At 42.9% G+C, this 26,005-nt stretch carries 23 protein-coding genes; 5 read left to right on the forward strand and 18 right to left on the reverse strand.

The window, feature by feature from the left end; translation table 11 throughout:
- Window positions 1–43: 43 nt before the first annotated feature.
- The 4 genes from ABVF55_RS09825 to ABVF55_RS09840 form a co-directional block, all read right to left on the reverse strand.
- Window positions 44–922, reverse strand: a complete 879-nt coding sequence (locus ABVF55_RS09825; protein ID WP_118095940.1) for a transporter substrate-binding domain-containing protein — start codon at window positions 920–922, stop codon at window positions 44–46.
- Window positions 923–948: 26 nt separating this feature from the next.
- Window positions 949–1,950 (reverse strand): uroporphyrinogen decarboxylase family protein, encoded by a 1,002-nt coding sequence (locus ABVF55_RS09830; RefSeq protein WP_023919547.1) that lies wholly within the window; start codon window positions 1,948–1,950, stop codon window positions 949–951.
- A gap of 98 nt (window positions 1,951–2,048) precedes the next feature.
- Complete coding sequence (locus tag ABVF55_RS09835) at window positions 2,049–2,249, reverse strand: hypothetical protein (RefSeq protein WP_118095941.1); 201 nt, start codon at window positions 2,247–2,249, stop codon at window positions 2,049–2,051.
- Between the two features lie 17 nt (window positions 2,250–2,266).
- Window positions 2,267–3,277 carry a uroporphyrinogen decarboxylase family protein gene (locus ABVF55_RS09840; protein ID WP_374938307.1) on the reverse strand — a complete coding sequence of 337 codons (1,011 nt, stop codon included), beginning with the start codon at window positions 3,275–3,277 and terminating at the stop codon, window positions 2,267–2,269.
- A 426-nt stretch (window positions 3,278–3,703) separates the two neighbouring features.
- Between ABVF55_RS09840 and ABVF55_RS09845 the strand changes: the two genes are divergently transcribed.
- Entirely contained in the window at window positions 3,704–4,561 is an 858-nt protein-coding gene (locus ABVF55_RS09845; RefSeq protein WP_003004374.1) for a 5'-nucleotidase, lipoprotein e(P4) family, read from the forward strand.
- Window positions 4,562–4,619: 58 nt separating this feature from the next.
- On the opposite strand, the gene glmS is transcribed toward ABVF55_RS09845, so the two are convergent.
- From glmS to ABVF55_RS09880, 7 genes are all read right to left on the reverse strand, one after another.
- Complete coding sequence (glmS, locus tag ABVF55_RS09850) at window positions 4,620–6,428, reverse strand: glutamine--fructose-6-phosphate transaminase (isomerizing) (RefSeq protein WP_445285288.1); 1,809 nt, start codon at window positions 6,426–6,428, stop codon at window positions 4,620–4,622.
- Between the two features lie 372 nt (window positions 6,429–6,800).
- Entirely contained in the window at window positions 6,801–8,186 is a 1,386-nt protein-coding gene (locus ABVF55_RS09855; RefSeq protein WP_445285289.1) for a glycoside hydrolase family 1 protein, read from the reverse strand.
- 134 nt (window positions 8,187–8,320) lie between these two features.
- Complete coding sequence (locus ABVF55_RS09860; protein ID WP_445285290.1) at window positions 8,321–9,016, reverse strand: gamma-glutamyl-gamma-aminobutyrate hydrolase family protein; 696 nt, start codon at window positions 9,014–9,016, stop codon at window positions 8,321–8,323.
- Window positions 9,017–9,193: 177 nt separating this feature from the next.
- Window positions 9,194–10,714, reverse strand: a complete 1,521-nt coding sequence (locus ABVF55_RS09865; RefSeq protein WP_445285291.1) for an ABC transporter permease/substrate-binding protein — start codon at window positions 10,712–10,714, stop codon at window positions 9,194–9,196.
- A complete protein-coding gene (locus ABVF55_RS09870) occupies window positions 10,707–11,435 on the reverse strand; it encodes an ABC transporter ATP-binding protein (protein WP_201036998.1) in 729 nt (242 codons plus the stop codon). Before ABVF55_RS09870 ends, ABVF55_RS09865 begins: the two co-directional genes overlap by 8 nt.
- Window positions 11,428–12,282, reverse strand: a complete 855-nt coding sequence (locus tag ABVF55_RS09875; protein ID WP_445285292.1) for an SDR family oxidoreductase — start codon at window positions 12,280–12,282, stop codon at window positions 11,428–11,430. The genes ABVF55_RS09870 and ABVF55_RS09875 overlap by 8 nt, the downstream gene beginning before the upstream one ends.
- Before the next feature lie 17 nt (window positions 12,283–12,299).
- Window positions 12,300–12,749 carry a MarR family winged helix-turn-helix transcriptional regulator gene (locus tag ABVF55_RS09880; RefSeq protein ID WP_201037002.1) on the reverse strand — a complete coding sequence of 150 codons (450 nt, stop codon included), beginning with the start codon at window positions 12,747–12,749 and terminating at the stop codon, window positions 12,300–12,302.
- Between the two features lie 293 nt (window positions 12,750–13,042).
- Between ABVF55_RS09880 and cbiM the strand changes: the two genes are divergently transcribed.
- From cbiM to ABVF55_RS09895, 3 genes are read left to right on the forward strand one after another with little or no spacing between them, the layout of a single operon-like run.
- Entirely contained in the window at window positions 13,043–14,026 is a 984-nt protein-coding gene (gene cbiM / locus ABVF55_RS09885) for a cobalt transporter CbiM (protein WP_201037004.1), read from the forward strand.
- Window positions 14,019–14,807, forward strand: coding sequence for an energy-coupling factor transporter transmembrane component T (locus ABVF55_RS09890; RefSeq protein ID WP_201037005.1), 789 nt, complete (start codon window positions 14,019–14,021; stop codon window positions 14,805–14,807). The genes cbiM and ABVF55_RS09890 overlap by 8 nt, the downstream gene beginning before the upstream one ends.
- 12 nt (window positions 14,808–14,819) lie before the next feature.
- Window positions 14,820–15,545, forward strand: a complete 726-nt coding sequence (locus ABVF55_RS09895; RefSeq protein WP_201037007.1) for an energy-coupling factor ABC transporter ATP-binding protein — start codon at window positions 14,820–14,822, stop codon at window positions 15,543–15,545.
- 54 nt (window positions 15,546–15,599) lie between these two features.
- Here ABVF55_RS09895 and ABVF55_RS09900 read toward each other — a convergent pair whose 3' ends face one another.
- From ABVF55_RS09900 to ABVF55_RS09920, 5 genes are all read right to left on the reverse strand, one after another.
- Window positions 15,600–16,013, reverse strand: a complete 414-nt coding sequence (locus ABVF55_RS09900; RefSeq protein ID WP_201037009.1) for a YjdF family protein — start codon at window positions 16,011–16,013, stop codon at window positions 15,600–15,602.
- A 141-nt stretch (window positions 16,014–16,154) separates the two neighbouring features.
- The gene (locus tag ABVF55_RS09905) at window positions 16,155–17,387 is read right to left on the reverse strand and encodes an acyl-CoA thioesterase/BAAT N-terminal domain-containing protein (protein WP_302991227.1); all 1,233 of its coding nucleotides are present in this window, start codon (window positions 17,385–17,387) and stop codon (window positions 16,155–16,157) included.
- A gap of 56 nt (window positions 17,388–17,443) precedes the next feature.
- The gene (locus ABVF55_RS09910; protein WP_060933554.1) at window positions 17,444–17,899 is read right to left on the reverse strand and encodes a MarR family winged helix-turn-helix transcriptional regulator; all 456 of its coding nucleotides are present in this window, start codon (window positions 17,897–17,899) and stop codon (window positions 17,444–17,446) included.
- Between the two features lie 182 nt (window positions 17,900–18,081).
- On the reverse strand, window positions 18,082–20,583 hold the full coding sequence (leuS, locus tag ABVF55_RS09915; RefSeq protein WP_445285293.1) for a leucine--tRNA ligase: 2,502 nt from the start codon (window positions 20,581–20,583) through the stop codon (window positions 18,082–18,084).
- Window positions 20,584–20,706: 123 nt separating this feature from the next.
- A complete protein-coding gene (locus ABVF55_RS09920) occupies window positions 20,707–22,683 on the reverse strand; it encodes a peptide ABC transporter substrate-binding protein (protein ID WP_070505340.1) in 1,977 nt (658 codons plus the stop codon).
- A gap of 165 nt (window positions 22,684–22,848) precedes the next feature.
- On the opposite strand from ABVF55_RS09920, the gene ABVF55_RS09925 reads away from it, so the two are divergent.
- Complete coding sequence (locus ABVF55_RS09925; protein ID WP_118228544.1) at window positions 22,849–24,171, forward strand: DUF1958 domain-containing protein; 1,323 nt, start codon at window positions 22,849–22,851, stop codon at window positions 24,169–24,171.
- 58 nt (window positions 24,172–24,229) lie between these two features.
- Here ABVF55_RS09925 and ABVF55_RS09930 read toward each other — a convergent pair whose 3' ends face one another.
- Together ABVF55_RS09930 and ABVF55_RS09935 are read right to left on the reverse strand one after the other, a co-directional pair.
- A complete protein-coding gene (locus ABVF55_RS09930) occupies window positions 24,230–25,321 on the reverse strand; it encodes a glycerol dehydrogenase (RefSeq protein ID WP_118228543.1) in 1,092 nt (363 codons plus the stop codon).
- Between the two features lie 14 nt (window positions 25,322–25,335).
- Window positions 25,336–26,004: a fructose-6-phosphate aldolase gene (locus ABVF55_RS09935; protein ID WP_049486453.1), complete on the reverse strand. Its 669-nt coding sequence runs from the start codon at window positions 26,002–26,004 to the stop codon at window positions 25,336–25,338.
- Window position 26,005: the final 1 nt, after the last annotated feature.

The following is a 26,005-nucleotide window of genomic DNA, read 5'->3' on the forward strand; positions in this document are numbered from 1 at the left end:
TATAGAAATAAGGAAGCTGGGGCTATGCGCACCCAGTTCCATCTTATTTCTCTTTATCTACATAACTGAAGACATCTTCACCGAAATATTTTTTCGACAATTTAGCAAGTGTGCCATCTTTTTCTAATTCTTTGATGGCCTTGCTGTATTCTTCCGCAAATTTTTCGTTTTTCTTATCCTTATGGATCAATGGGTAAGTTGGAATTCCTTTGTAAGCAAACCAGCTCAGTTTGTCCGCATATTGGTGGTAAGAACCATCTTTATCTGTGACAGCTTTTTCAAAGGAAAGTTTGATGTCAAAGAAGGCATCGTAACGTCCTTCAAGAACCCAAGCATAGGCATCTGCGACTTTGAAAGATTCCGCAGCTGTTAATTCGATTTGTTGGTCCTTATGCTTTTCATTGTATTCTTTAATAACATTCCACTGCGCATTTTGTGGTGAAATTGGAACCAATTTTCCTTTTTCTTTAGCGAAGTCATCGATGTTCTTGTATTTATTCGCATCTTCTTTCCGTACGGTAAATCCGATGATACTTGCTCCAATTGGTTCTTTTGGAATGATAAATTTCTTAGCACGTTCTTCGGTATACCAAGCTCCTTTGGTTCCGATATCGTATTTACCAGATTCTAGACCGATTAAGAGATCGTCATCACTTGTTCCAGTGTACTCAAACTTGTAGTCTGGTAGTTTTTCGTCAATGGCTTTGAGAACGGCTACTTCATAGCCATCTGATTCTCCTTTTTCATCAACGAAATCATACGGTACATAGTTTTGAGTGTGGGCTACTTTCAAGGTTGTTACCTTGTTCGTTCCTGTTGAGCCTTTGCTGTCGTTTGCATGGTTCAAGCTCCGTCCAAGAATGGTTGCACCTGCAATGGCAAGTACTGCTACCCCACCGATAATCCATGTTTTTTTACTCATACTCTGTTCTCCCTTTTCTATTTTCCTTATTCTGCTGCAGCTTCACGAACCCATTCGATTCGTTCTTCATCAATGTCACTTGGAATCGTACAATCGGCACCGATGACCAAACCTGTGGTTCCGGTTTCTGCGATGATGCGTTTGGTTTCTGCTTGGATCGCAGCCTTATCTCCTGTGTAAAGAAGACCATTTTTACCATTTTCAAAGCCACCAAGAACCGTGCGTCCACCGAAGATTTCGCGTCCTTCTGCTAGGCTGATTCCTTCTGGTCCGACTGCCCAGTTAATGACTTGGGCTGGGTAGTCTGTGAAGAGATAGATATCATTGCGAGCTCCTTCGTAGCCACAGATATGAAGAATATTTACGCCACCGGCTTCATTGGCCGCCTCTAAGACATGGAGTTCACTCGGTGCAATAATGTTTTTATAGACTTCTTGTGTAACCCGCGCATCTTGGATACTTTGAACACTGAGGTAGATCCCGTCTGCTCCTGCTTCTTTAATGATTCGTTGGCTCAAACTTGCAATATCTTGGCCAATTGTATCCAATACTTTTTTAAGAGTTGCTGCATCTTGATCGATAAAGTTAGCGATCAAGTCATCTCCTCCTGAAACTTCTCCGACCAACCATTTGAAGTAGGTCACCGGAGCAAAGATATTGTAGATAGCCACAATGTCTTCTTCAAAACCGGCACGGATTTTTTTAACCAGCTCTACTTGCTCTGTGATCCATGGATGATCTGCTCCGAGTGGTTCAATCCCTGCTAAGTCAGAGATATTTTCAAGGCCTTTGTGAATGGCTGGGTTTGGATAAGCAAAGTAACCATCACTCATGAGTTTGACAAAGTCTGGTTTGACCTTGTGAAGGAAGTTTTTATGGCCATTGAGGTTTTTTTCAATAATTTCCGGATTAGAAAATCCTTTCAACCATTCTTCTTCTGTTGTAAAATGATGCCAAAATCCAACTGGCACACGGTCAACTGCTTCTCCTTTAAAAGCTTTTAACACTAATTCTCTTTTTGATGACATGTTCTTACCTCGTTCTATCTTTTCTTGTTTGTTATCTTATCACTTCAATGATACCTTGACTAATATATATTTTTTATCAAGCTCTTCATCTTTTTTTATCACTGATCTTCGAGAAGAAGAATTCCTGCTAGATCAGACGGGCGAAGGAGGGAGAGACTATGGGCTGGAATTTTCTCCAGTCTTGCCATATCTGGATCTTTTTTTGCTTTCCCTTGACTGCTTGCTAGAGTAGCTTTACTAAGCCCGAGAAGCAAAAACAAAACGGTTACCAGGACACACCATACATTGATCTTTTTCATCTCCCTCTCCTTTCTTCTTACAATACTGCTGCTTGACGTACCCAATCTAAGCGTTCCAATTGGAAATCATCTGGTACGGTACAGTCTGCTCCAAGGATCAAACCACGACTTCCGGCTTCTGCCACCAAGCGACGCGTTTCTTGCTCAATAGCTTCTCGTTCCCCTTGGTAGAGCAAACCTTTCTTGCCATTGACAAAGCCACCCAAGACGGCACGATCACCGAAAAGTTTACGACCTGCGGCTAAGCTAAGGCCTTCATGATGGGTCGCCCAGTTAATGACTTGAGTTGGATAATCCTTGAAGAGCTCCACTTCATTGCTGGCCCCTTCAAAACCACAAATATGAAGGATATTGATGCCTCCAGCTTCATTGGCTGCTTCTAGGACAGCGATGCTGCTAGGCTCAATGAACTTGCGGTATTCTTCATCTGTCACACGCTCATCTTGGATCTGCTGGGTTGAAAAGTAAATCCCTTCAATACCTGCTTCTTGGATCAAGCGACGACTTAAAGTAGCGATGTCTCCTGCAATCACGTCAAGGACATGAGCTAAAGTTTCTGGATCTTCCTTGATAAAGTCTGCAATCACTTGGTCTCCACGAGATTGATCCGTACGGAACCAGCGTTTCAAATAAGAAATGGGCGAGAAGATATTGTAGAAAGAAGCAATCTCTTCATGGAAATGAGAACAAATTTCCTTGACCACCTCGATTTGTTTTTCAATCCATGGATGATGCTCTCCAATCGGTTGAATATCCTTCAATTCTCGGATCGATCTGATCTCTCTCGAATAAAGAGCACTCGGATAGCGGAAGAAGCCATCACTCATGATCTTGACAAAATCAGGTGAAATTTCTTCTACATAGTGTTGGTGGCCCTTAATACTTTTTTCTACTACAGCCGGATTGTCTAGACCCAATTCTTTTTCTTCTTGGGTCACATAATGGAGCCAAAATCCTACAGGGATTCGCTCTACTGTTTCGCCTCGAATGGCACGAAGAACCAATTCTTTTTTACTCATACTGTACATCCTCCTCATCTTTTCTCCAAAAGAAAGATTGACTGCTTCCCTTCTGGAATTTGTAACCATGATATCACCTCGAAAAGTAGCTGACTAATATATTTTCCCTATCAAGGCATTAAAATTTCTTTATTGAGAAAGGCATCAAAAAAACGCAAGTGCTTGAAAATAGGGACTTGCGAGTATCTTTCTTTATTGTTTCATTTTAGAAGAAAAGGGATGCTTTGATCTTTTCTTGATCCGGTTATAGCAGAAAACTATATCCCTTCTTTTAAAGGAAAAAATAGCATATGTTGAGGCGAAGAAACCTTTCATAGCAGCGTTTTTCCTTCTTTTTTCTTTTCACCGATTCCTAGACACCTTCTTCTCTTTCTTGTCAGGCAAGATTGAAAGGAGTATAATTTTTATAGAATAATTTTAAGGAGTGTACGGTTTATGAAAACAACAAAAACCACCTTTACCATCGTTTCTGCTCTTGCTTCTGTCATTTTACTGACGAGTTGTGGAAGCAACACCACTAAAACGCAAGAGACAAAAGCAAGTAGCACTAAAAATCAGGTGACGATGACCTATGATCAGCAGCGCTCACAAGAAAATACCATGTCTGTTCTCTGGTACCAAAAGGCAGCAGAAACCAAGGCTTTGTATTTACAAGGCTACAATGTCGCTACTGACCGTTTGAAAGAGATCCTCCAAACTCCTTCTGATAAGCCTTATTCCATCGTCTTGGATTTGGACGAAACTGTTTTAGACAACAGCCCTTACCAAGTTCAAAACGTCAAAGATGGTACGGCCTTCAATCCTAAAGATTGGGATGTTTGGGTGAAAAAAGCAGCCGCAAAAGCGGTGCCAGGTGCCAAAGATTTTCTTCAATATGCGGATCAAAACGGGGTTCAAATCTACTACATTTCTGACCGTACAACCTCTCAAGTAGATGATACCATCAAGAACCTTGAAAAAGAAGGCATTCCTGTTCAAGGACGTGACCACCTCATGTTCTTAGAAGATGGCGTCAAATCAAAAGAAGGCCGTCGCCAAGCTGTACAAGAAAAGACCAATCTTGTCTTGCTCTTCGGGGACAACCTGGTTGACTTTGCAGATTTTTCCAAGACCTCTGAAGCTGATCGCGACAAGAAATTGGACGAATTGCAAAAAGAATTTGGTGAAAAATTCATCATCTTCCCAAATCCAATGTATGGATCATGGGAATCTGCTGTTTACCAAGGTAAAAAACTAGATGCCAAGGGACAAACAGAAGAACGCCTCAAAGCCTTGCAAGGTTTTGATAAATAAAGCAAACATCCTCGCTAGGAAAAACCTAACGAGGATGTTTTTTTCTATATAGATAATTTTATTCAACGGTTACAGACTTAGCAAGGTTCCGTGGTTTATCAACATCGAGCCCACGATGAAGGGTTGCAAAGTAGGCAATCAATTGGGTTGGCACCACCATTGAGATTGGAGAGAGGTAAGGGTGAACCGCTGTCAAGACCAAATCATCTGTCTCTTTAGCGACATTTTCTTCTGCAATGGTTAAAACATGTGCCCCACGTGCTGCCACTTCTTGGATGTTCCCACGTGTGTGGCTGGCTAGGACTGGATCTGACAAGAGGGCGATGACCGGTGTACCCTCTTCGATCAGAGCGATGGTACCGTGTTTCAACTCACCCGCAGCGAAGCCTTCACATTGGATGTAAGAAATTTCTTTTAATTTCAGACTGGCTTCCATGGCAACATAGTAATCTTGACCACGTCCGATATAGAAAGCATTGCGGGTTGTTTCCAACAAGCCACGAACTTTTTCATCGATCACTTCTTTTTCTGAAAGGGTTGATTCGATCGATTGGGCAACGATAGACAATTCGTGCACCAAATCAAAAGCTATGGCCTTCTCATTGCCATTAGCTTCCCCAACAGCTTTCGCCAGAAAGGCAAGGGCTGCGATTTGAGCCGTATAAGCCTTAGTAGAAGCTACCGCAATTTCAGGACCAGCATGGAGCAACATGGTCATGTCTGCTTCACGTGAAAGAGTTGAACCTGGAACATTGGTCACTGTCAAGCTTGGAATGCCCATTTCATTGGCTTTGACCAATACTTGGCGGCTATCGGCTGTTTCACCAGATTGGCTGATAAAGATGAAGAGTGGTTTCTTGCTGAGAAGTGGCATACCATAGCCCCACTCAGATGAAATACCGAGTTCTACTGGGGTATCTGTCAACTCTTCCAACATTTTTTTAGACGCAAATCCAGCATGGTAAGAGGTACCAGCCGCAAGGATATAGATGCGGTCTGCTTCTTGAACAGCCTTGATAATAGCTGGGTCTACCACTACTTGACCAGATTCATCTGTATAGGCTTGGATCAACTTACGCATGACAGTTGGTTGCTCATCGATTTCCTTGAGCATGTAGTATGGGTAAGTCCCTTTTCCAATATCAGAAAGGTCGAGTTCAGCCGTGTAGCTAGCCCGTTCTTTGACGTTGCCATCATAGTCTTGCACTTCAACGCTGTCAGCCTTGACAATGACCAACTCTTGGTCATGGATTTCCATGTATTGGTTGGTTTCACGAATCATGGCCATGGCATCAGAACAGACCATATTGTAACCATCGCCAAGACCGATCAAGAGTGGTGATTTATTTTTTGCCACATAGATGGTGCTTGGATCTTCCGCATCCATCAAAGCAAAAGCATAGGCCCCACGGATGATGTGGAGGGCTTTTTTGAAGGCTTCGAGCGTAGACAAGCCATCTTCTTCAGCAAATTTTCCGATCAAGTGGGCTGCGATTTCTGTATCTGTTTGCCCCTTGAAATGGTGACCGGCTAGGTATTCTTCCTTGATTTCAAGGTAGTTTTCAATCACCCCATTGTGGACCAAAACAAAGCGACCTGTTTCAGAGCGGTGTGGGTGGGCATTGTCCTCAGTTGGTTTTCCATGAGTGGCCCAACGGGTATGTCCAATCCCAGCTGTCCCTTCGACACCTTCTGCCTTAGATGACAATTCTGCAATACGGCCAACTGCCTTTACCAATTGGCTCTTGCCTTCACTAGCCAGGAAAACACCCGCAGAGTCATAGCCTCGGTATTCGAGTTTTTCAAGTCCTTGAATCAAAATATCAGTAGCGTTTGTATTTCCTACAACACCAACGATTCCGCACATAGTTTTTACGATATAGCCTTGCTATACTTTCCCCTTTACTTAGTCAAACGACCCATGGTCGATTTCTCAGTTACTTTAAAATTGGTCTAGTCTAATTTGACCAAAAAGCAACCAGCGGAGTCAGTATACAATGCTTCTTCGAGTTTGTCAACTAGGAAATTCAAGAAAATTGGTCTAGTTAAGTTAGGGTTAAGATTAGAGACAAAGTCATCTAGAAAATTTCCACTGTAAGAAAAATACCTGAAACATAATCGTTTCAGACATTCGGAATAATTAAGAGGCAAACCGTTTGGGGAACTATTTGACTCCAAGCTTTAAAACGACAATGCGAGGGGGCTCAATACGAGTTGAAGATGGGCTACGGATCTCGATTTAGTCCTCAAATCCATTGGCTTGGCTTAATTCTTTAAACCAATGACCAGATTTTTTGAGGGTTCGTTTTTGACTTTCGAGCTCCAACTCAACTAAGCCATAGCGGTTCTTGTAGCCATTGAGCCATGACCAGCAGTCAATAAAGGTCCAGATCAAATAGCCTTTACAGTTGGCACCATCTTGAATAGCCCGGTGGAGCTCACGAAGATGGTCTTTGACAAAGTCAATCCGGTAGTCGTCTTGGATCACGCCATCCTTTCGGAATTTTTCCTCTCCTTCAACCCCCATCCCGTTTTCGGTCAGAATCCACTCGATATTGCCATAGTTTTCCTTGATATTCTGGGCAATGTCATACAAGCCTTGCTCATAGATTTCCCAACCTCGGTGGGGATTGATCTTGCGACCTGGCATGACATAGGGTTCATAAAATTGCTCAAAGAGCAAGGGAGAAGCTGGATTTGGAGCATAACGAGGAGCTGCCACACGAAGTGGTTGGTAATAGTTAACCCCTAGGTAATCCACCGTATTTTCCTCGATCAAGCGCAATTCAAAAGGATCATAATCCGACAAGAGATCACGCTCCCGTAGGATCTCCACTAATTCTTCAGGATAATGACCAAGAACAGATGGATCTAGGAAGGATTTGGCTTGAAAGAGCTCGGCAATACGCGCAGCTTTCACATCTGCTGGATGCTGGCTCCGAGGATAGGCTGGTGTCAAATTGAGAACAATCCCGATACGGTAATTAGGATCCACCTCGTGACAGGCCTTGACCGCTAGAGAGCTTGCTAACTGGGTGTGGTAGGCTACTTTTACAGCTGCTACTGCGTCTACCTTATGAGGAAAATGGGCATCATAAAAATAACCAAACTCCACAGGGACAATGGGTTCATTAAAGGTGATCCACTGATCAACCAGATCCCCATAGGTCTTGAAACAAAAACGCGCATATTCCTGGTAAGCATAGGCGGCTTCTTTATTTTCCCAACCATCCCCTTGCTCTTGAAGAGCCATCGGTAAATCAAAATGATAGAGGTTGACCAAAAGGTGAATCCCTTTTTCTTTAATCTTTTCAAAGACACGGCGGTAGAAATCAACACCTGCTTGATTGATTTCCCCTCGTCCTTCTGGGAAAATACGTGACCACTGGATAGAGGTTCGAAAGGCCGTGTGGCCGGTTTCTAACAAGAGGTCCAGATCTTCTTCCCAGTGTTCATAAAAAGTCGATGTTTTCTCTGGTCCTTGCCCTTGATAAAAGCGGTTGGGCTCGATCCTATACCAGTAATCCCAGAGATTGTCTCCCTTTCCATCCTGGGCTAGACGCCCTTCTGTTTGAGGGCCCGAGGTCGAACTCCCCCATAAAAAATCCTTTGGAAATTGATACATGTCCTAATCCTCCTCATTCTACTAGCTCTATTGTAGCGCATCCTCCCCCAAAACCTAGGCACAATTTACAGTCTTTCTTACGCAGATTAAAGAAAAAGCCCCTTAGGAAAAATTCCTAAGGAAGCTGGTCCTCTTTACAATTGAGTCACGACATATTCAAAGAGCTTGCGATCTGCTGGACTCTTGTCAAAACGCAGTTCCGGATGCCACTGAACGCCGAGGAAACGACTCTCATCTGTGGATTGAACGGCTTCTATGACGTCATCTTTAGGATCCCGCGCGATCACTTCTAAACCATCTGCCAAGTCTTTAATACTTTGATGATGAAAAGAATTGATGCGACTGGTCTTACCATAGATCTCTTGCAGGATCGTCTGATCCTTGGTCACCAACTCTTGGCTGGTGTACTGACCTGGATTGTCCTGCCAGTGGTGTTCAATGTCTTGATACAGAGTTCCCCCTAGAGCGACATTATAGAGCTGGGTCCCACGGCAGACGGTAAAGATCGCTTTTTTAGCCGCACGCGCTTCTTCAATCAAGGCCAACTCAAAGAGATCGCGTTTCAAGAGATAGTACTCACTGTCGATGGTGATTTCTTCTCCATAAAACTTGGGCAAGACATTTTGCCCACCGGTAATGATGAGCTTATCAATCATCGATATGTAGTCTTTGGCCAAGGCTGCATCTCCAATTGGCAAGATCAAGGGAATCCCTCCTGCCTCTTTGACCGCTTCGACAAAACCAGTCGCCGCATAACTCATATTCGCGTCTGGATCATCCGGGAAGGGTCTTTCATTTCCTGTAATTCCAATTACTGGTCGTTTTTTCATACTTTTTCCATATACTTTCATTCATTTTCAAGGCTTATTGTAACACAATTTTAAGCCAGACTCAATGGAGTTTTTTTGAAGAGAAGGTCTCCCCTTCTAACCCAAAAGCTTGCTGAAAAGATATGAAATTGCTTTCTATTAAAAAATTCTCAAGTGCAAAGACTTGAGAATGGTTTGTTAATTTTTCATCAACCCTTCTTTTACCAAAAAGTCACGCGCTACTTTAGCAGCAGGCTTGCCTTCTACTCCGACTTGGTAGTTCATCTGGCTCATCTGGCTTTCAGTGATTTTACCAGCTAGCTTATTAAGCACACCTTCCAATTCGGGATGTTTCTTAAGAAGAGCTTCTTTCATGAGGGGCGCCCCTTGATAAGGTGGGAAGAGTTGTTTGTCATCTTCGAGGACCACCAGGTCATAGCGAGCAAGTTCAGCATCTGTTGAGTAGGCATCCGTTATTTGAATATCCCCAGACTGGATCGCCTGGTAGCGAAGGGCTGGCTCCATGGTGGAGACTTGTAAGTGGAGACCATAGACCTTCTGCAAGCCCTTGTTTCCGTCTTCGCGGTCGTTAAACTCAAGCGTAAAGCCTGCCTTGAGTTGTCCTTCCACCTTTTTCAAATCTGAAATGGTCTTGAGTCCATATTCTTGGGCAATCTTCTTAGGCACTGCTACAGCATAGGTATTCTGATAAGCCATGGGTTTGAGCAAGGCTAGGTCGTCTTGTCGCTTGATCCCATCTCGAGCAGCTTTGTAGACTGCTTCTGGATCATGACTGACTTGTGGTGCTGGCTTGAGGAGACTTTCGGTCACGGTCCCTGTAAACTCTGGATAGATAGCGATATCCCCTTTTTTTAGAGCTTCATAGAGGAAGGTGGTCTTGCCAAAATTCGGTTTGACAGTCACTGTCATATCCGTATTTTTCTCGATCAAGATCTTATACATATTGGCGAGAATTTCAGGTTCAGGACCCAACTTCCCAGCAATGACCAGATTTTCTTTTTTCGGTTTGGGAAGAAGACTTGGCGTATAAGAAGCTCCTAATCCAATAACCATCACAGCAAAGGCTGCAAAGATGGTCCGCAATTTGGCCTTTTCCATCCATTTGAGAAGAAGGTTAAATGCGATGGCTAAGAAGGCAGAAGATAGGGCACCGATCAAAATCAGACTGGCATTATTGCGGTCAATCCCTAGGAGGATAAAGGAACCGAGTCCCCCAGCTCCAATCAAGGCAGCTAGGGTAGCTGTCCCAATAATCATCACAGCTGCCGTGCGAATCCCAGACATAATGACGGGCATGGCCAAGGGAATCTCGAACTTCTTGAGTCGCTCCCACTTGGTCATCCCAAAGGCGATTCCTGCTTCTTCAAGGCTTGGATCAATCCCCTGTAAACCGGTGATGGTATTTTGAAGGATCGGGAAAATGGCATAGATGACAAGAGCTGTTAAGGCCGGAAGCGTCCCGATTCCCATAATAGGAATGAAGAGGCCCAAAAGAGCCATGGAAGGAATGGTCTGGAAGATCCCAGCTATCTGTAAAACCCAGTTGCTTGTTCTTTTGTGGATACTCAAATAAATAGCTAGAGGAACAGCTAGAAAAATCGCAAGGAGCAAGGTCAGTAATGACAGTTGCAAATGTTGCCCCAGTGCAGCGAGCCAGTCCCCAAAGCGTTCTTGAAAGGTTGCAAGTAGTTTAGACATGGTGAGCACCTCCAAATAGATCTGCGACAAAGTCGTTGGCTGGCTGGGCAAGAATGGTCTCAGAATCCGCTACCTGTACAATCTCTCCTTCTTGCAGCACTGCAATCCGATCCCCTAATTTTAAGGCCTCGTCCGTATCATGGGTTACGAAGATGGTCGTCATGCCGAATTCTTTGTGCAATTCTTTGGTAAGAGCCTGCAACTGCTTACGGGAGATGGCATCCAAGGCTGAAAAAGGTTCGTCCATCAATAAAATCTTTGGTTCCCCAATGATAGCTCGCACAATGCCAATCCGTTGTTGCTCTCCACCAGATAGCTCGCTTGGTAAACGATGGGCATAATCTGCAGGGGGCAGGCCTACCTTGTTCAAGAGTTCTTCTGTTTTAGAAGCGATTTGCTCCTTGCTCCAGCCCTTCATCTCAGGAATAAGAGCTATATTTTCCGAAACCGTCAAGTTTGGAAATAGGGCAATGGCTTGAAGGACATAGCCGGTACTGAGACGTAACTCCCGTTCATCATAGCCCTTGATACGTTTTCCATCCATATAGATATTGCCATCAGTCGGCTCCAAGAGACGATTGACCATCTTGAGCATGGTGGTCTTTCCAGATCCTGAAGGACCCACTAGCACCATAAATTCTCCATTTTCAATGCGGAGATTGACATCTTTTAAAATATCCTTTTCTGTATAGCGCAAGGCTACATGTTTGTATTCAATCATATTTTTCCTCAATAAGTTTTCTGTCTCTTAGAATATCCAATAGGCTGCTTGCTGGATGCCCTAGGACTTTTTCGACATCTGTAGAAACCCCAGCTTGTTCTCCAGCTTTAATCGCTGTATAGGTGCTGACCCAGGCATCGTACTCCCATGTTTGTGCTGGCCATTTTTTCCGTGACTCATAAGCTTCTTCTACTGATTCATCCACATACGTGATGGTTTTACCGCTCTCTTTTGAGAGGAGCGCTACGATTTCTTCCATGGAAAGGTTCTCTGGTCCTGTTAGATTCAAGGTTTGGTTTTCCCATTTCTTAGCATGTGAGAGAATCTCCGCTGCAACACTAGATGTGTCCTTACGGGCAACTGCTGAAACCTTCCCACTTCCTGCTGGACCACGAATCTCTCCATTTTCAAGTGCAATATCAATCAAGAAATCCAAATAAAAATTGTCTCTCAAAAAAGTATAGGTGAATCCTAATTCCTTGATATAGGCTTCCGTCTGGGCATGATCTCGAGATAGGGTAAAAGTTGCCTTCTCATCTGCCCCATAAAAGGAGGTATAAACGATATGTTGCACTCCTGCTAGCTTTGCGGCATCTAAAAAGTCCTTGTGCTCTTTGACACGCTCTGGATTTTCCCGAGCAGAGACCATCAATAAGACATCGATACCCTTTAAGGCCTCAATCACCTCTGGAGTATTGGCATACACCATCTTACGAATTTCCGCTGACGCGTAGACTGTTGCCCGCTCTGGACTTCTTGCCAGATGGATAGAAGCAATTCCTTTCTGATCTATGAGATCAGCTACATAAGAACCTAATTTTCCTGTTACACCTGTCATACCAATCATAAGCATTTTCCCCTCTACTATAATTCACTCTCTTTAGCTTTTAGATTTGAGATTATCCGCTCTTGATAGGCTTCAAATTCTCGGATTTCTTGATCAGAAAATCCTTGATAAAAAATCTCTCCCAGCTCTTTGCTGACACGGTCTCCAATTTCTTTTTGCGCCCAACCGAGGTCTGTCAAAGAGATATATTTTTTCCTTTTATCTTGCGTGCAAGGTTGAATCGTAACCAAGCCTTGTTCTTCCAATTTCTTAACCATACTGGTCAATGTATTATTAGCTAGCCCCGTCGCAAGAGCGATATCTGTCGCAGTAGCGCACCCCAACTCTTGCTTCCACAAAATCGTTAAAATTTTTCCTTGTTCACTTCTGTATTGAGCATCTGGTTCCTTGCTCAAGAGTTTTTGAAAGATACGCCCGTTTAACAAACGAATCTGTAGAGCTTGATAGCCCCCTTGCATCTTGTCCATTTTGTCTCCTTTTTATTTCTATATCGAAATATCAAAGTCATTGTACCATTGCTTATTACATCTGTCAACTATTTCGATATAGAAATAGTATTTTTTTGACAAGTGGCTCTTCAAAGGATTCTTGCACAGCTCCAAATGACCAGACTTTTTTACCCCTTTTACACAAACTTCTTTGGAATACGGTCAAAAATTCGCTATAATAGTAACAAATGTTAAACTCCTTTTGTAACGACACTTGGTTTTACGATGTGGTAATCTGTTAACTGTATGATAGAAAGATCGGAGTATTTGTGATGCATATCCCAGATAATTATTTGAGTCCTGCAAGTTGTGCCCTCTTAGCTGTAGCGGCTGCCCCTGCGATTGGCGTATCCATTGCCAAAGTCAAAGTTCAATTAAAGGAAAATAAAGAGTTGGCCCCTATGCTTGGCGTCGCAGCCTCTTTATCCTTCTTGTTAATGATGTTTAATGTTCCAGTTCCAGGGGGGACAACGGCACACGCTGTCGGTGGTGCCCTGCTGGCCATCCTGATTGGTCCCTATGCAGCTTCCCTAGCCTTATCTGTCGCCTTGATCCTCCAGGCCTTCTTATTTGGAGATGGAGGAATTCTAGCCCTTGGAGCCAATATCTTTAATATGGCCGTTGCCATGCCTTTTATCGGCTATGGGATTTACAGTTGGTTCCGCAAACACCATCATGAATCTCTTGGAGTGATCGTGGGTTCCTATGTTGCCATCAACGCCGCAGCTCTCTTAACAGGGATTGAACTTGGCTTGCAACCCTTAATTGCATCTGAAGCTGGACAACCCCTCTACAACCCTTATGGATTAGAAGTCACGATTCCTGCCATGATGGCTGCCCATCTTGTGGTCGCCGGCTGGGTCGAAGCCTTCTTCACCTATGTGATTTACCGCTTTGTCAAACAAGTGGCCCCATCTGAATTGTATACACCAAGTAGCAAAAATACGACTTCATTTGTCAAAAAAATCCGCTGGGTCCTCTTGGGTCTGATCGTTTTGAGCCCTCTCGGTCTCCTAGCAGAAGGAACGGCTTTTGGAGAATGGTCTTCTGAAGAATTAGGATCCTTGCTCAAGGGAAAAGTCCCAGCTGGTATCAAAAATGGATTTTCTTTTGAAGCCTTGTTCAGTGATTACACCATTCCTGGAACTAAAATTGCGATTGGCTATATTCTATCAGCCATTACAGCTGTTCTCATTTTCTATATCATTAGCAAAATGATTCGATCAATAAACGGAGCAAAAACTTCTCATGCGTAAACTTCCTGACTGGCTCCTTCAAGAGCAAACGACTCTAGAAGCATCCAAAAGCCATCACTATTTACAAATGAACCTTCACACATTGCGCCATTTTCTTGGCAAAATGAAACAAACGACACCCGCATTCAAGGCCAAAACTTCCTCTTGGATGCGGCTTGTTTACTTTTTAACCCTAGCCATTCTCATTACAACAGCCCACCATACGATCCAGCTCTGGATCCTCGGTATCCTCTTACTACTTCACATTGCTATGCTTCCAGGAGAAGCCCTTCTTCACCTGTTTAAGGTCCTCGTCAAGGTCCTTCTTTTCTCTGCCATTGTGATTTTACCGAGTATCTTATTTCAAGGATTTCAAAATGGTGGACTCTTTTTGTTACGTGCAGGGATCATTGTTCTCAATATTTCTCTCTTCTTAGCCACTACCACAAGCGTCCAACTGGTGGATGCCCTAAGGCAGTTGCATGTCCCAAAGACCTTTGTCCAGACCATTGATATTACGCTAAAATATAGTTATATTTTAGGAAAACACCTTCACCAACAAATCGAGTGTGTCCAACTTCGAACCGTTGGTCAAAAAGTGAGCCTCCATCTTTTTGGCTCTCTGCTGGGTCTCTTGTATCTCTCAACAAAGAACCATACCAAAGAGGTCTACGAGGCCATGTTGCTGAGAGGATATGGCATGGACAGGAAACAAAAAGAGCCCTTCTGTTGGAAAAAAGAAGATGGCCTTTTACTACTGGAATTAGTCTTCCTTATTGCCGTCACCACTCTATTCCGTTAGAAAGGATAGCTTATGATTACCATTCAAGATGGAAATTACCATTACACAGATGAGATTGGAATCCACGATATCCAACTACAGATCAAGCAAGGAGAAACGATCGCTTTGATGGGACCAAACGGAGCGGGAAAATCCACACTTTTCAAAATTCTGGTTGGACTTTTACCCCTGTCTTCTGGTCAATACCACTTTAAGGATTGGACGATAGATGACACTTTCTTAAAAGATCCCCATCGTGCTGGTCAGTTATTTCAACAGGTGGGGCTTATTTTTCAAAATAGCGATACGCAACTCTTCAACACAAGCGTCTATGATGAACTCGCTTTTGGCCCACGTCAACTCGGCTTAGCTGCAGTTGAAATCGACCAACGCGTCAATGACACACTGGCTCTTTTAGAGATTGAACACCTGAGAGATCGCATTCCCTACCATCTCTCCGGAGGGGAGAAGAAGCTAGTCGCTATCGCCAGTGTCCTCACTATGAATCCTAGTCTCTTGCTTTTTGATGAGCCTTTTAACGGCCTCTCCCCCAAATACCAAAAGCTGATCATCGCCTTACTCCAAGATCTCAAAACAGCAGGAAAAACAATTGTGATTTCCTCCCACCATTTCGACCAAATCGCTCCGATTGTGGAACGGGTTCTGCTTTTTTCAGAGGAACACACCATTACAGGCAGCTACGATCGAGCTGATTGGGAACATCATCCAGATATTCAACAATCGTTTTCGACATGTTAAAAAGCCTCGGTAGGGTTCTTCCTACCGAAGCTTTTTTGATGAAAGAGATAAGGGTTAATGTCCTTTATGCTTGTCTCTTCGTTTTTGCTGTTTGCGTTCGAATTTCTCTTGTTTGAGCAATTGTTTTTGGACACTAGATTGATGTTTTGAAATCTTTTTCCTTTCCTCATACTGCGACTGCAATAGTTCTTTCGACTTGGAAGAAATTTTCTTCTTTACTTGTTTCTTCACAGTTCGCTGTAATCGTTTAGGATTCTTGATTTTTACATGTTGCTTAACTGTAGCTTCTGGACTAAAAGATAAATGAGTAAACTGAGTCTGTAACATCTCTAGAATTTCATCATCTTTTGGCTCCTGACCAAATGTCACACGACAAACTTGATAAGTTTCTCGATACACTTGTTCGAACAAACCATGCCAAAATCCATCTTCAAAATAAACTGTCAATCCAATTGAAATTGTTTCCACGACAGCACCTCCTTAAATCTATCCCTAAGAATGGACAACCAAGGAGGAAGGTTACTGATAGGCTTGCCTACGTCTGGACTACCAACCAGAACTGTGTTTTTATCTTAGTTGGGACTATTATAGCATATTTATAATCTTATGTTATTGCTTCTTCAAATGCCTATCAAAAAAATGAATCGTAGCCAACCAAGAATCCTTACTCTCTTTCATCAATAAACGCCAATCTTTTCGATAGCGATGATTGGGTTGATAAGCCACTGTCAACATGTGACCTATTTCATGATATTTTTTAAATGTAATGTGGTGGCCTTTATAATGTGAGACAATATTGGCTATTGCTGACGAGGCATCCCATATTTCATCAACAGTACTTCCGAGCAATAAGATTGGCGAAGAGAGTCTACTAATGTCTATCCTAGCAGAGCGATCTTTAGGGATAGGTTTTCTAAAAAGTTTGCTAAACAGATAATCTCTCAGTCGAAACTTTTGATAGGTAAGTTCCTTTTGCAAATACGTCCAAGAAGAAGTATGGGAGTTCCATTTCCCTTTTATCCCTTCATACACCACATCAGAGGGTGAATTTAGTACCAAACATTGAACGTCATTAAAAATGTTCTCCTCAGCTAAAACTAACTCTGCTCCCTTAGAACGTCCATAGATTCCAATTCTTTCACTATCTACTTGATGATGCTGACGTAGATAATCCTTTGCTTCCACAAGGCACTCTAAAGGAATACGTTCCAAATGTTTTGGCAACCCCTCTAAACCAAAGTAGGCAACTGCTAGGCAAATATAACCTCTAGAAGATAGAAGCTGAGCTATATTCTGTGCCTTTTCAATCCTTCCTTCACTACCGCTCACAATAATCAATGCTGGTGCTTTTATTGCCTTTTGATCATAAAAGAGTCTCCCTTGAAAATGTTTCCCGTAAATATCTTGATGACTAATTTGCAAACTCATGTAATGTCTTGTGAAAGTTCTCTCTGCGACGACAGTATTACCTTGTATAATTTTGATTTCCACAAAAAAGTGATCTAATAAGGGAATTTTAGAAAGAGAGTTTGGAAGTTTCTTTTTCCTATTGGTCAAGGGCTTAGCATTAAAGAATAACCCCATTGTTGCAATATCTTCATAAGAGCCAGAACAAGATGGAGTTTGTGAAATATCAATAATACCATTCTTATCTGATACAAAAGTCGCTGTTGATTTCCATAAAACATTATGAGCTAAAAGCATAGGAGCATTGATACAATAATAATCAGATAAATACATTTCGACTCGATAGGTTTCTCTTGGTTTTAAGCCATCGATGACAATATTAAAAGATTCGTCTGCTAAATCAGACTCTGAGATCAGTTCAATTTGTATATTCATATCTTCCTCTTTTTGTTAATATAATTAACAATATAGTTTTAAAATTACCGTGATTTTTACCACGGCAATTCTTGCCATACCTGTTCAACATCATCCATCAGTTTCATAACCATTTGAAGATCCTCCTCACTATAGTTTCTTAAAACTGAAAAAATGGCCTTTTCAATATGTTCTTGCTGCTCTTTATGGATATTAAAAACTTCAACACCTTTTTTGGATAATATCAGATATTTATTTTTTTCATTATCCGGTGCAAATTCAAAAGTAACGAGGTCTTTCTTGGTTAAACGTCTAACACTCTGAGTAATGGCACTCCTAGATACTTCAAGTAACTCAGATAATTTCACTAGATTCACAGGCTGATTGCGACCTATCAGGTCGATCAAATGGACTTCATTAATAGTGATTGATTTATCAATACTGTTCCTATGCTGAGCTTTTTTCAACTGTTCAAAAGCTAAAGCAAAGCTGTTAAAACGATTATTAAACTTATACAGTTCTTTCTTATTCATAGCGCCTCTCTTTTGTTAATGATATTAACAAAAATACTATTTATTGTCAAGCTGAGCCTAAAAAATCCTCCAGAGCTGAACTCTGAAGGATTCATTTTTATTTTACAACAATATTAACCAATTTAGTTGGCTTCAATAGTCCAGTGGACTATTGAAGGTGGCAGATAGGGCTAATAAACTCGTTATTTAACAACGATATTAACAAGTTTATTAGGGACACTAATCACTTTCACGATGTCCTTGCCATCGATTTCTGCTTTGACTTTTTCGTCAGCTAGAGCGACTTCTTGCAATTCTTCGCGTGAAAGATCTTTCGCGACCATGAGTTTAGCACGGACTTTTCCTTTGATTTGAACGACGATTTCAATTTCGTCTTCAACCAATTTGCTTTCGTCCCATGTTGGCCAAGCCACATAAGAGATAGACTCGCCTGTTGCTGCGACTGTTTGCCAGAGTTCTTCTGCCAAGTGAGGCGCAAATGGAGCGATCAATTGGATAAAGCCTTTGGCATAATCCACATAGAGTTTGTCTTCCTTGTTCGCCGCATTGACAAAGACCATGAGCTGAGCAATGGCTGTGTTGAATTTCATCGACTCGATTTGCTCAGTGACAGCTTTAACGGTTTCGTTATAAACCTTGTCAAGAGCGCCATTGTTTTCCGCAACGATTTCTTTGGTAGTGATCAAACGGTAAACACGGTCGAGGAATTTACGGCTTCCTTCCAGACCTTCTTCAGACCAAGCGATGGAAGCATCAAGTGGTCCCATGAACATTTCATAGACACGAAGGGTATCCGCACCGTATTGTTCCACCACATCGTCTGGATTGACAACGTTCTTGAGAGATTTAGACATCTTAGCTGGTGCTTGCTCCAACTCTTCCCCTGTTTCTACATGGAAGAAGGAACCGTCACGTTTTTCAACCTTGTCAGTTGCCACAAGGGCACCACGGTGGTCACGGTAGCTAGTTCCCAAGATCATTCCTTGGTTAAAGAGTTTTTGGAATGGCTCTTTAGTCGGTACAACACCAAGGTCATAGAGGAATTTGTGCCAGAAACGAGCGTAAAGCAAGTGAAGCACGGCGTGTTCTGCACCACCCACATAGATATCGACTGGCAACCATTGTTTGAGAAGGTCCTCATCAGCCAATTTCTCAGTGTTGTGTGGATCGATATAGCGGAGGTAGTACCAGCTTGAACCGGCCCATTGTGGCATGGTATTGGTTTCACGACGACCTTTGACGCCATCTTCGCGGGTTACTTCCAGCCAGTCTGTCAAGTTGGCCAATGGGCTTTCACCAGTACCTGAAGGGCGGATGTCCTTGGTTACTGGCAAGACAAGTGGAAGTTCACTTTCTGGAACAGCTGTTGAAGTTCCATCTTCCCAATGAATGATTGGGATTGGTTCACCCCAGTAACGTTGACGGCTAAAGAGCCAGTCACGGAGACGGTAGGTAACCTTTTCTTGACCAAAGCCTTTTTCTTCTAGCCAAGCCACGATTTTAGCAATCGCTTCTTCTTTGTTGAGACCGTTCAAGAAGTCAGAGTTAACGTGAAGCCCATCTTCTGTGTAAGCAGCTTCTTCAACATTGCCACCTTCCAAGACTTCTACGATTGGAAGACCAAACTGTTTAGCAAATTCCCAGTCACGCTCATCGTGAGCAGGTACGGCCATAACAGCACCTGTACCGTAGCTAGCAAGAACATAGTCGGCAATCCAGATTGGAATTTCTTTGCCATTGACAGGGTTGATAACATAAGCACCAGTCCAAACCCCTGTTTTTTCCTTGGCAAGGTCTGTACGAGCCAAGTCTGATTTGAGGCTGGCTTGGTGTTTGTAGTCAGCCACAGCTTGAGCCTGCTCTGGGCTTGTAATAGCGTCAACCAAGTCATGCTCAGGAGCTAAGACAGTGAAGGTCGCACCGAAAAGAGTATCTGGACGTGTCGTAAAGACGGTGAATTCCTTGTCTGTTCCTTTTACTTTGAAGGTGACATTGGCACCAGTTGATTTCCCAATCCAGTTGCGTTGCATGTCCTTGATAGACTCTGGCCAGTCAAGGTCATCCAAGTCAGCCAGCAAGCGCTCCGCATAGGCAGTGATTTTGAGCATCCATTGGCGCATTGGTTTGCGGACAACTGGATAGCCCCCACGCTCAGAGGTTCCATCAGGAAGAACTTCTTCGTTGGCGATAGCTGTTCCTAGTTCCTCAACCCAGTTTACTGGCACTTCCGCTTCATAGGCTAAACCTTTTTCGTAAAGCTTGGTGAAGATCCATTGCGTCCACTTGTAGTAGTTCGGATCTGTCGTATTGACTTCACGGTCCCAGTCATAAGAGAAGCCAAGCGCATTGATTTGGCGTTTGAAGTTGGCGATGTTTTCCGCTGTGAATTCCGCTGGGTCATTCCCTGTATCCATAGCGTATTGCTCTGCAGGCAAACCAAAAGCATCCCATCCCATTGGGTGAAGGACATTGTAACCTTGGGCACGTTTGAAACGGCTAAGGATATCAGTCGCTGTGTAGCCTTCTGGGTGTCCTACGTGAAGACCCGCTCCAGATGGGTAAGGGAACATGTCCAAAGCATAAAACTTAGGTTTTGAAGCGTCTGTTCCTGTCTTAAAAGTGTGATGGTCAGCCCAGTATTTTTGCCACTTAGGCTCGATTTCTTTATGATTGTAAAAACTCATAGCGTCTCTCCAATTTTCGTGATGCTCCTATTATACCATTTTTAGGCGATTTTTAAAGGTTCAGACAAAGAAAAAGACAGGTCCCATACGGGACCTGTCTCTCCTGTTTTCTTCAAGAAAAGTCTATTTCACATGCTTTTCAAGTTCTTCTTGCGCTTTTTTATTGGATTTTTCTTTTTCTTTCTTCCATTGATCACGCGCTTTGTCGTAGTCTTTAGCCGATACGACCTTGTCTTGAACTTCCAAATATTTATAGTTGAAGGATTGACCCTTGTGGCCTGTCCAAGCAAAGGCTGCGGAGTATGGTACAGTCTTACGAACACCTGGAGAAGCTCCATCTGAATGGATCGGAATCAAGAGTGCACTATCGGTCAACCAAGCTTGAGCGGCAGCATATTTTTCGTAACGCTTGTTCACATCTTTGGTTTCATTGTGCGCATCTTCGATCAATTGATCGTATTCATCAAAACCAGCTGCTTTTGCGGCCGCATTATCCGTACCAGCATCGAATCCAAAGTAGGCATTGGCATTTTCGCCAGATTTACCACTAGTGATATCAATGTAAGAAGATGGGTCCGTATAGTCTGGTCCCCAACCCAAGTTATTGTTCAAATCCCAGTCTTGTTGCGATGCATTTTCAGCAAAGTAGGTAACCCGTTGCAGGTCATCATCTGAGATCATTTTCAGATCAATAACAATATTTTCTGCTCCTAAAGTTGACTCGATCGACTGTTTGAAGGATTGGGCTTGTTTGATTCCTTCTGTATAAGTTGAAGAAGTTGGAAGGTCCAAATGAATTGGGAATTCAACTCCTTGAGCCTGCAAATCTGCCTTAGCTTTGGCAAACTCTTCTTTGGCCTTGGTTGGATTGTAGAGGGTATCTTTTCCATCTGCGACAGAGACCCCTTTCCATTCATCCCCATAAGCTTCCAAGTCTTTTTCTACTGCATCCCCAAATTGTTGGCCATTGATTTGGACAAAGTTTGGTGGCGTAAAGGTATTACGTATGACCTTATTGGCAGCAGCTTCCCCGTTCGCCTGAGCTACATATGCCTTACGGTTGAAGGCAAACATAATGGCTTGACGGAAGTCTTTATTTAAAATTGCTTTCTTAGTTGAAGTCTTTTGAGCATCTGTGGTCTTGGCTGTAATTTCATAAGACTGACGGTCAATGTTGAAGGAAAGGTTGTAGGTTGAGGAACCTTGGTCACTAAAGACGATATCGTCTTTGTGCTTCTTCTCTACACTCTTATAGTTAGAGCCACTTGGGAAGACACGGGCAACCGTATAGTCGCCTTTATCAAATCCACGGATCAAGGATTCTGAATCTTGTCCATCATAATAGGTCAACTTGACTTTACTGATCTTGACATTATCCGCATCCCAATATGTTGGGTTCTTTTCCAAGGTCGCAGAAGATTTAGAAGTGATGGACTTGATCAAATAAGGACCGCAGTAGAGGATACTAGATGGAGAAGTTCCTTGACCATAGTCATCTCCTTTAGATTTCAGGAATTCTTCGTTAACCGGCATCAAGATCCCCATCGTAGTCTTAGAATTCCAGAAACTTTCCGGTTGGCTCAAGGTATATTGAACGGTATAATCATCAATAGCCTTTACTCCAACAGTTGAGAAATCAGATGTCTTCCCTGAAACATAATCATCCAAGCCTTTGACAGATTTTTGGACCAAGTAAATCGCTTGTGATTTCTTGTCTGCCGCGTGTTTGAGGCCTGTGACAAAGTCTTGGGCTTTGACTTCTCCATATTCTTCCCCTTCAGAAGTCATCCATTTGACCCCTTTACGGAGTTTATAAGTATAGGTCAAGCCATCCTTGGAAACAGTCCAGTCTTTAGCAAGCGATGGGATCAAGTTCCCGTACTTGTCCACTTCCAACAAGCCATCTATCGCATTTCCTGTAAACTCGGAAGTCGATTTTTTATTGGAAATCGAGTAGTCTAAGGTATCCGGATCCTGGGTATAGACATAGCTAAATGTCTGACCACCAGAGCTACTAGATTTCCCTCCTGAGCAGGCTGCCAGTACACCAGCTGATAAAAGCAGAGCGCTGGTAGCTAAGAGTACCTTCCCTTTGTTCATATAAATCACCTCATTGTAAAAAATGTTATACTCAATTTAAATTATAGCACTTTCTAGGGAAATGTAAACGCTTTTACTGCGAAATTATTCTATTTTTCCTTTATTTTTTCAATTTCTACTTTTTCTAAAATTTTTTCAAGTTGAATCCCTGGCCTGTATGATATAATGGAATCTATGAATTATGTGAGACATTTACACAAACGACTAAAACGCAGCCTCTTGTCCCTCCTTGTAGGAGTCTTGACATTAGGCCCTATTTCCACTGCTTTTGCGGATGACATCTACCAGCAAGAAGATGTCATGAAAATCGCAGCTGATGCTGGACTGGTATTGGACGATTTTTACAAGCCTAAGGCTGACATCGTCATCGACGCCAATACTGGAGCCATTTTGTACGGAGACAATATCGACACGGTCCGGGACTCCGGAAGCATGGCCAAACTCATGAGTGCCTATGTGGTCTTTCGGGCCCTTAAGGAAGGCAAGATCAAATATGATACCGTGGTCACAGCAACAGAGGCAGACCAAGCCATCTCAGAAAACAATCTGTTAAGTAACTCACCTATTGTAGCTGGTGTTGACTACAAGGTATCTGAATTGATCAAGATGCTCTTTGTTCCATCTTCTAGTGCGGCCGTGATTATGCTCGCCAACGCCGTCACTGACAATGATCCCGATAAGTTTTTGGACTTAATGAATCAGTACGCACAAGAAATGGGGATGAGCCATACCAAATGGCACAATCCAAATGGGGCGATGATTTCGGTCCTTCAGGGCTACTACAATCCTCAGCGCTACGATGTCAATGCCAATAACGAAATTACAGCGCGGGACATGTCTATTCTGGCTTATCACATCGTAAACGACCTGCCAGAAATGTTGGAATACACCAAGCAAGCTCATACTACCATCATGGAAGGTACCCCCTACGAGCAAAGCTATGATAACTACAATACTTCCCTCGAAGGTGGAAAGTTCGCCCTTAAAGGAACAGATGGACTCAAAACTGGATCCAGCCCGACTGCTGACTACAACTACACCGCGACAACCAAGCGGGGGAAACAGCGGATTATCGAAGTCATTTTGGGGGTTGGAAACTACGATGTCGAGATCGCCGAAAGTTACCGCAATCAAATCGGGAATACCTTGGCTGAGAAAATGTTCGCAGACTACCAGTATAAAAAAATCCTCTCTGCAGGCGATCATACCATCGACGGGAAGACAATTCACTTGAAGCAAGACTTCTATGCGACCGTTAAGAAGGGGACGAAGCCAGCGCTAAAACTAGAAAATAACCGCCTAGTCGTCCAGAACGGCTTGCAACAGGTATCTCCAAGCATTAAACCGGGAGTGGCCGTCAGTGAGTCTAAAGCAACGACCTCTAGCAGTAAAAGCAAGGGACTCGATGTTATGTGGCTCTTCTGCTTCTTGCCTGCCGGAATTTTATACCTGATCTTTAAACAAACCGATCCAAAAAGAAGAAAATAGGAAAAGAACTCCCATTACCATAAGGTATGGGAGTTCTTGGTTTGTCGACAAAGCCATCTTAGGCCAAACCTTGAACGTAGGCATCTACTGCTACGATGGCTTGGGCAATATCAGAAGCCTTCACTTCAAATGGCATTTGATGGATGGTTTCTCCTTCGATGGTGGCCTGTTGGCCAACCTTGAGAAGATCTTCATAACTTGCAGTTTCAAGATGCATTTCTTTCAGAGTGGTTGGCATACCGATTTGTTGATAGAAACGAATGTATTTATTCAATTCTTCCTTAGGACGGTTTTCTAAGAACAATTGAACTAACGTTCCGTAGGCTACTTTTTCACCGTGAGTCAAATGGTGGATGTCCCCAGTAAGGGCTGTAAAGCCATTATGGATGGCATGGGCAGCTGCTAACCCACCACTTTCAAACCCAATACCACTAAGAAGGGTATTGGCTTCAATGATGTTTTCAAGAGCAGGGGTTACGACTTTGGCTTCACAAGCAGCCATGGCTTGGAGTCCATCAGCAAATAAGGTTTCTTCACAACGTTGTGCAATGGCGACACCCGCTAAGGTTTGTCGTTGACCCAACATGGTTTTTCCATTGGCTTGCATTACCGCACGCGCTTCGACCCAAGTCGCTAATCCATCTGCGATTCCAGAAGCGAGCAAACGTTTTGGTGCTTGAGAGATGACTTTGCTATCCACCAAGACCAATTCTGGGTTTTTAGAATAGAAAATATAGCGAGCAAAGGCACCTTCATCCGTGTAGATAACTGACAAAGCGGAAACGGGAGCATCTGTAGAGGCAATGGTAGGGGCAATCACAACTGGTGATTTTAAAAGATCGGCAATAGCTTTCGCACTATCGATGGTCTTTCCTCCACCAAGTCCAATGACCAAATCACAGCCATTTTCTTCTGCCAAACTAACCACACGATTGATTTCGTTATCAGAAGCTTCTCCATTAAAGAAGACTGGCAAGACTGTAAATCCATACCGAAGGAGATATTTTTCAAATCGTTCTCCTACGATTTCATAGACTACTGAGTCGCATAGTAATACAGGATGACTCCCCAGTTCTAAAATAGGTTTTGCATTTTCAAATAAGGCATTTTCCCCTTGAATGTAACGTGACGGACTTGCAAAATTTCTCATATACTCCTCCTTTATCAAATTATATTCTGATGATGAATAGCTGACCAATCATTTGCAAAATCATTCACCGCTTTTTCAATTGACGGCATTCCAAAAGCCGCTTCAAAGACATCAGCCCCAGCAGTGATGGCTTGTGCCCCTTCTTTGAATGCTCGATTGACTTGACCGACATTCTTAAAGGATGCTGCTAGAATTTTGCTTGATGATTGATTTTTTTCGATTGAATCTGCCAATTGTGCTATTACCTGTGCTGAATCAATATTCAAGTTCTCCATTCGATTATAATAGGGAGCAAGGTAATCTGCGCCTGCTTCAATAGCCAAAAGACCTTGAAATACAGTATAAATTGCGGTTGCAGTAATTTTATAACCTTCTGATTTTAATGTTTTGATAGCTGCCAACCCCTCAGGAGTAACCGGAACTTTAATAAAAACATTTCCGCCACATTCTTGTCGAATTTTCGCAGCATCTTTTAAAATACCGTCATAATCTTTCGCAACAACTTGCACATGGATAGAAGGAGCTTCACCAATGATCTCCCGAACCTCATGAATCCGTTTAAAGAAATCGATTTCTCCTTCTTTTTTGGCAATTGTTGGGTTAGAGGTTACCCCAGCAAGAGGTAACACTCGAGCCCATTTTTTTATTTCATTTATATTTAAAGTATCAAGCATAAATTCCATA

The sequence above is a fragment of the Streptococcus sp. KHUD_012 genome (genome assembly GCF_052588255.1).

Bases quoted from the DNA above. Each gene is read 5' to 3' on its own strand.
- ABVF55_RS09825 (WP_118095940.1), bottom strand. From the start codon at position 922: ATGAGTAAAAAAACATGGATTATCGGTGGGGTAGCAGTACTTGCCATT.
- ABVF55_RS09830 (WP_023919547.1), bottom strand. From the start codon at position 1,950: ATGTCATCAAAAAGAGAATTAGTGTTAAAAGCTTTTAAAGGAGAAGCA.
- ABVF55_RS09835 (WP_118095941.1), bottom strand. From the start codon at position 2,249: ATGAAAAAGATCAATGTATGGTGTGTCCTGGTAACCGTTTTGTTTTTG.
- ABVF55_RS09840 (WP_374938307.1), bottom strand. From the start codon at position 3,277: ATGTACAGTATGAGTAAAAAAGAATTGGTTCTTCGTGCCATTCGAGGC.
- ABVF55_RS09845 (WP_003004374.1), top strand. From the start codon at position 3,704: ATGAAAACAACAAAAACCACCTTTACCATCGTTTCTGCTCTTGCTTCT.
- glmS (WP_445285288.1), bottom strand. From the start codon at position 6,428: ATGTGCGGAATCGTTGGTGTTGTAGGAAATACAAACGCTACTGATATT.
- ABVF55_RS09855 (WP_445285289.1), bottom strand. From the start codon at position 8,186: ATGTATCAATTTCCAAAGGATTTTTTATGGGGGAGTTCGACCTCGGGC.
- ABVF55_RS09860 (WP_445285290.1), bottom strand. From the start codon at position 9,016: ATGAAAAAACGACCAGTAATTGGAATTACAGGAAATGAAAGACCCTTC.
- ABVF55_RS09865 (WP_445285291.1), bottom strand. From the start codon at position 10,714: ATGTCTAAACTACTTGCAACCTTTCAAGAACGCTTTGGGGACTGGCTC.
- ABVF55_RS09870 (WP_201036998.1), bottom strand. From the start codon at position 11,435: ATGATTGAATACAAACATGTAGCCTTGCGCTATACAGAAAAGGATATT.
- ABVF55_RS09875 (WP_445285292.1), bottom strand. From the start codon at position 12,282: ATGATTGGTATGACAGGTGTAACAGGAAAATTAGGTTCTTATGTAGCT.
- ABVF55_RS09880 (WP_201037002.1), bottom strand. From the start codon at position 12,749: ATGGACAAGATGCAAGGGGGCTATCAAGCTCTACAGATTCGTTTGTTA.
- cbiM (WP_201037004.1), top strand. From the start codon at position 13,043: ATGCATATCCCAGATAATTATTTGAGTCCTGCAAGTTGTGCCCTCTTA.
- ABVF55_RS09890 (WP_201037005.1), top strand. From the start codon at position 14,019: ATGCGTAAACTTCCTGACTGGCTCCTTCAAGAGCAAACGACTCTAGAA.
- ABVF55_RS09895 (WP_201037007.1), top strand. From the start codon at position 14,820: ATGATTACCATTCAAGATGGAAATTACCATTACACAGATGAGATTGGA.
- ABVF55_RS09905 (WP_302991227.1), bottom strand. From the start codon at position 17,387: ATGAATATACAAATTGAACTGATCTCAGAGTCTGATTTAGCAGACGAA.
- ABVF55_RS09910 (WP_060933554.1), bottom strand. From the start codon at position 17,899: ATGAATAAGAAAGAACTGTATAAGTTTAATAATCGTTTTAACAGCTTT.
- leuS (WP_445285293.1), bottom strand. From the start codon at position 20,583: ATGAGTTTTTACAATCATAAAGAAATCGAGCCTAAGTGGCAAAAATAC.
- ABVF55_RS09920 (WP_070505340.1), bottom strand. From the start codon at position 22,683: ATGAACAAAGGGAAGGTACTCTTAGCTACCAGCGCTCTGCTTTTATCA.
- ABVF55_RS09925 (WP_118228544.1), top strand. From the start codon at position 22,849: ATGGAATCTATGAATTATGTGAGACATTTACACAAACGACTAAAACGC.
- ABVF55_RS09930 (WP_118228543.1), bottom strand. From the start codon at position 25,321: ATGAGAAATTTTGCAAGTCCGTCACGTTACATTCAAGGGGAAAATGCC.
- ABVF55_RS09935 (WP_049486453.1), bottom strand. From the start codon at position 26,004: ATGGAATTTATGCTTGATACTTTAAATATAAATGAAATAAAAAAATGG.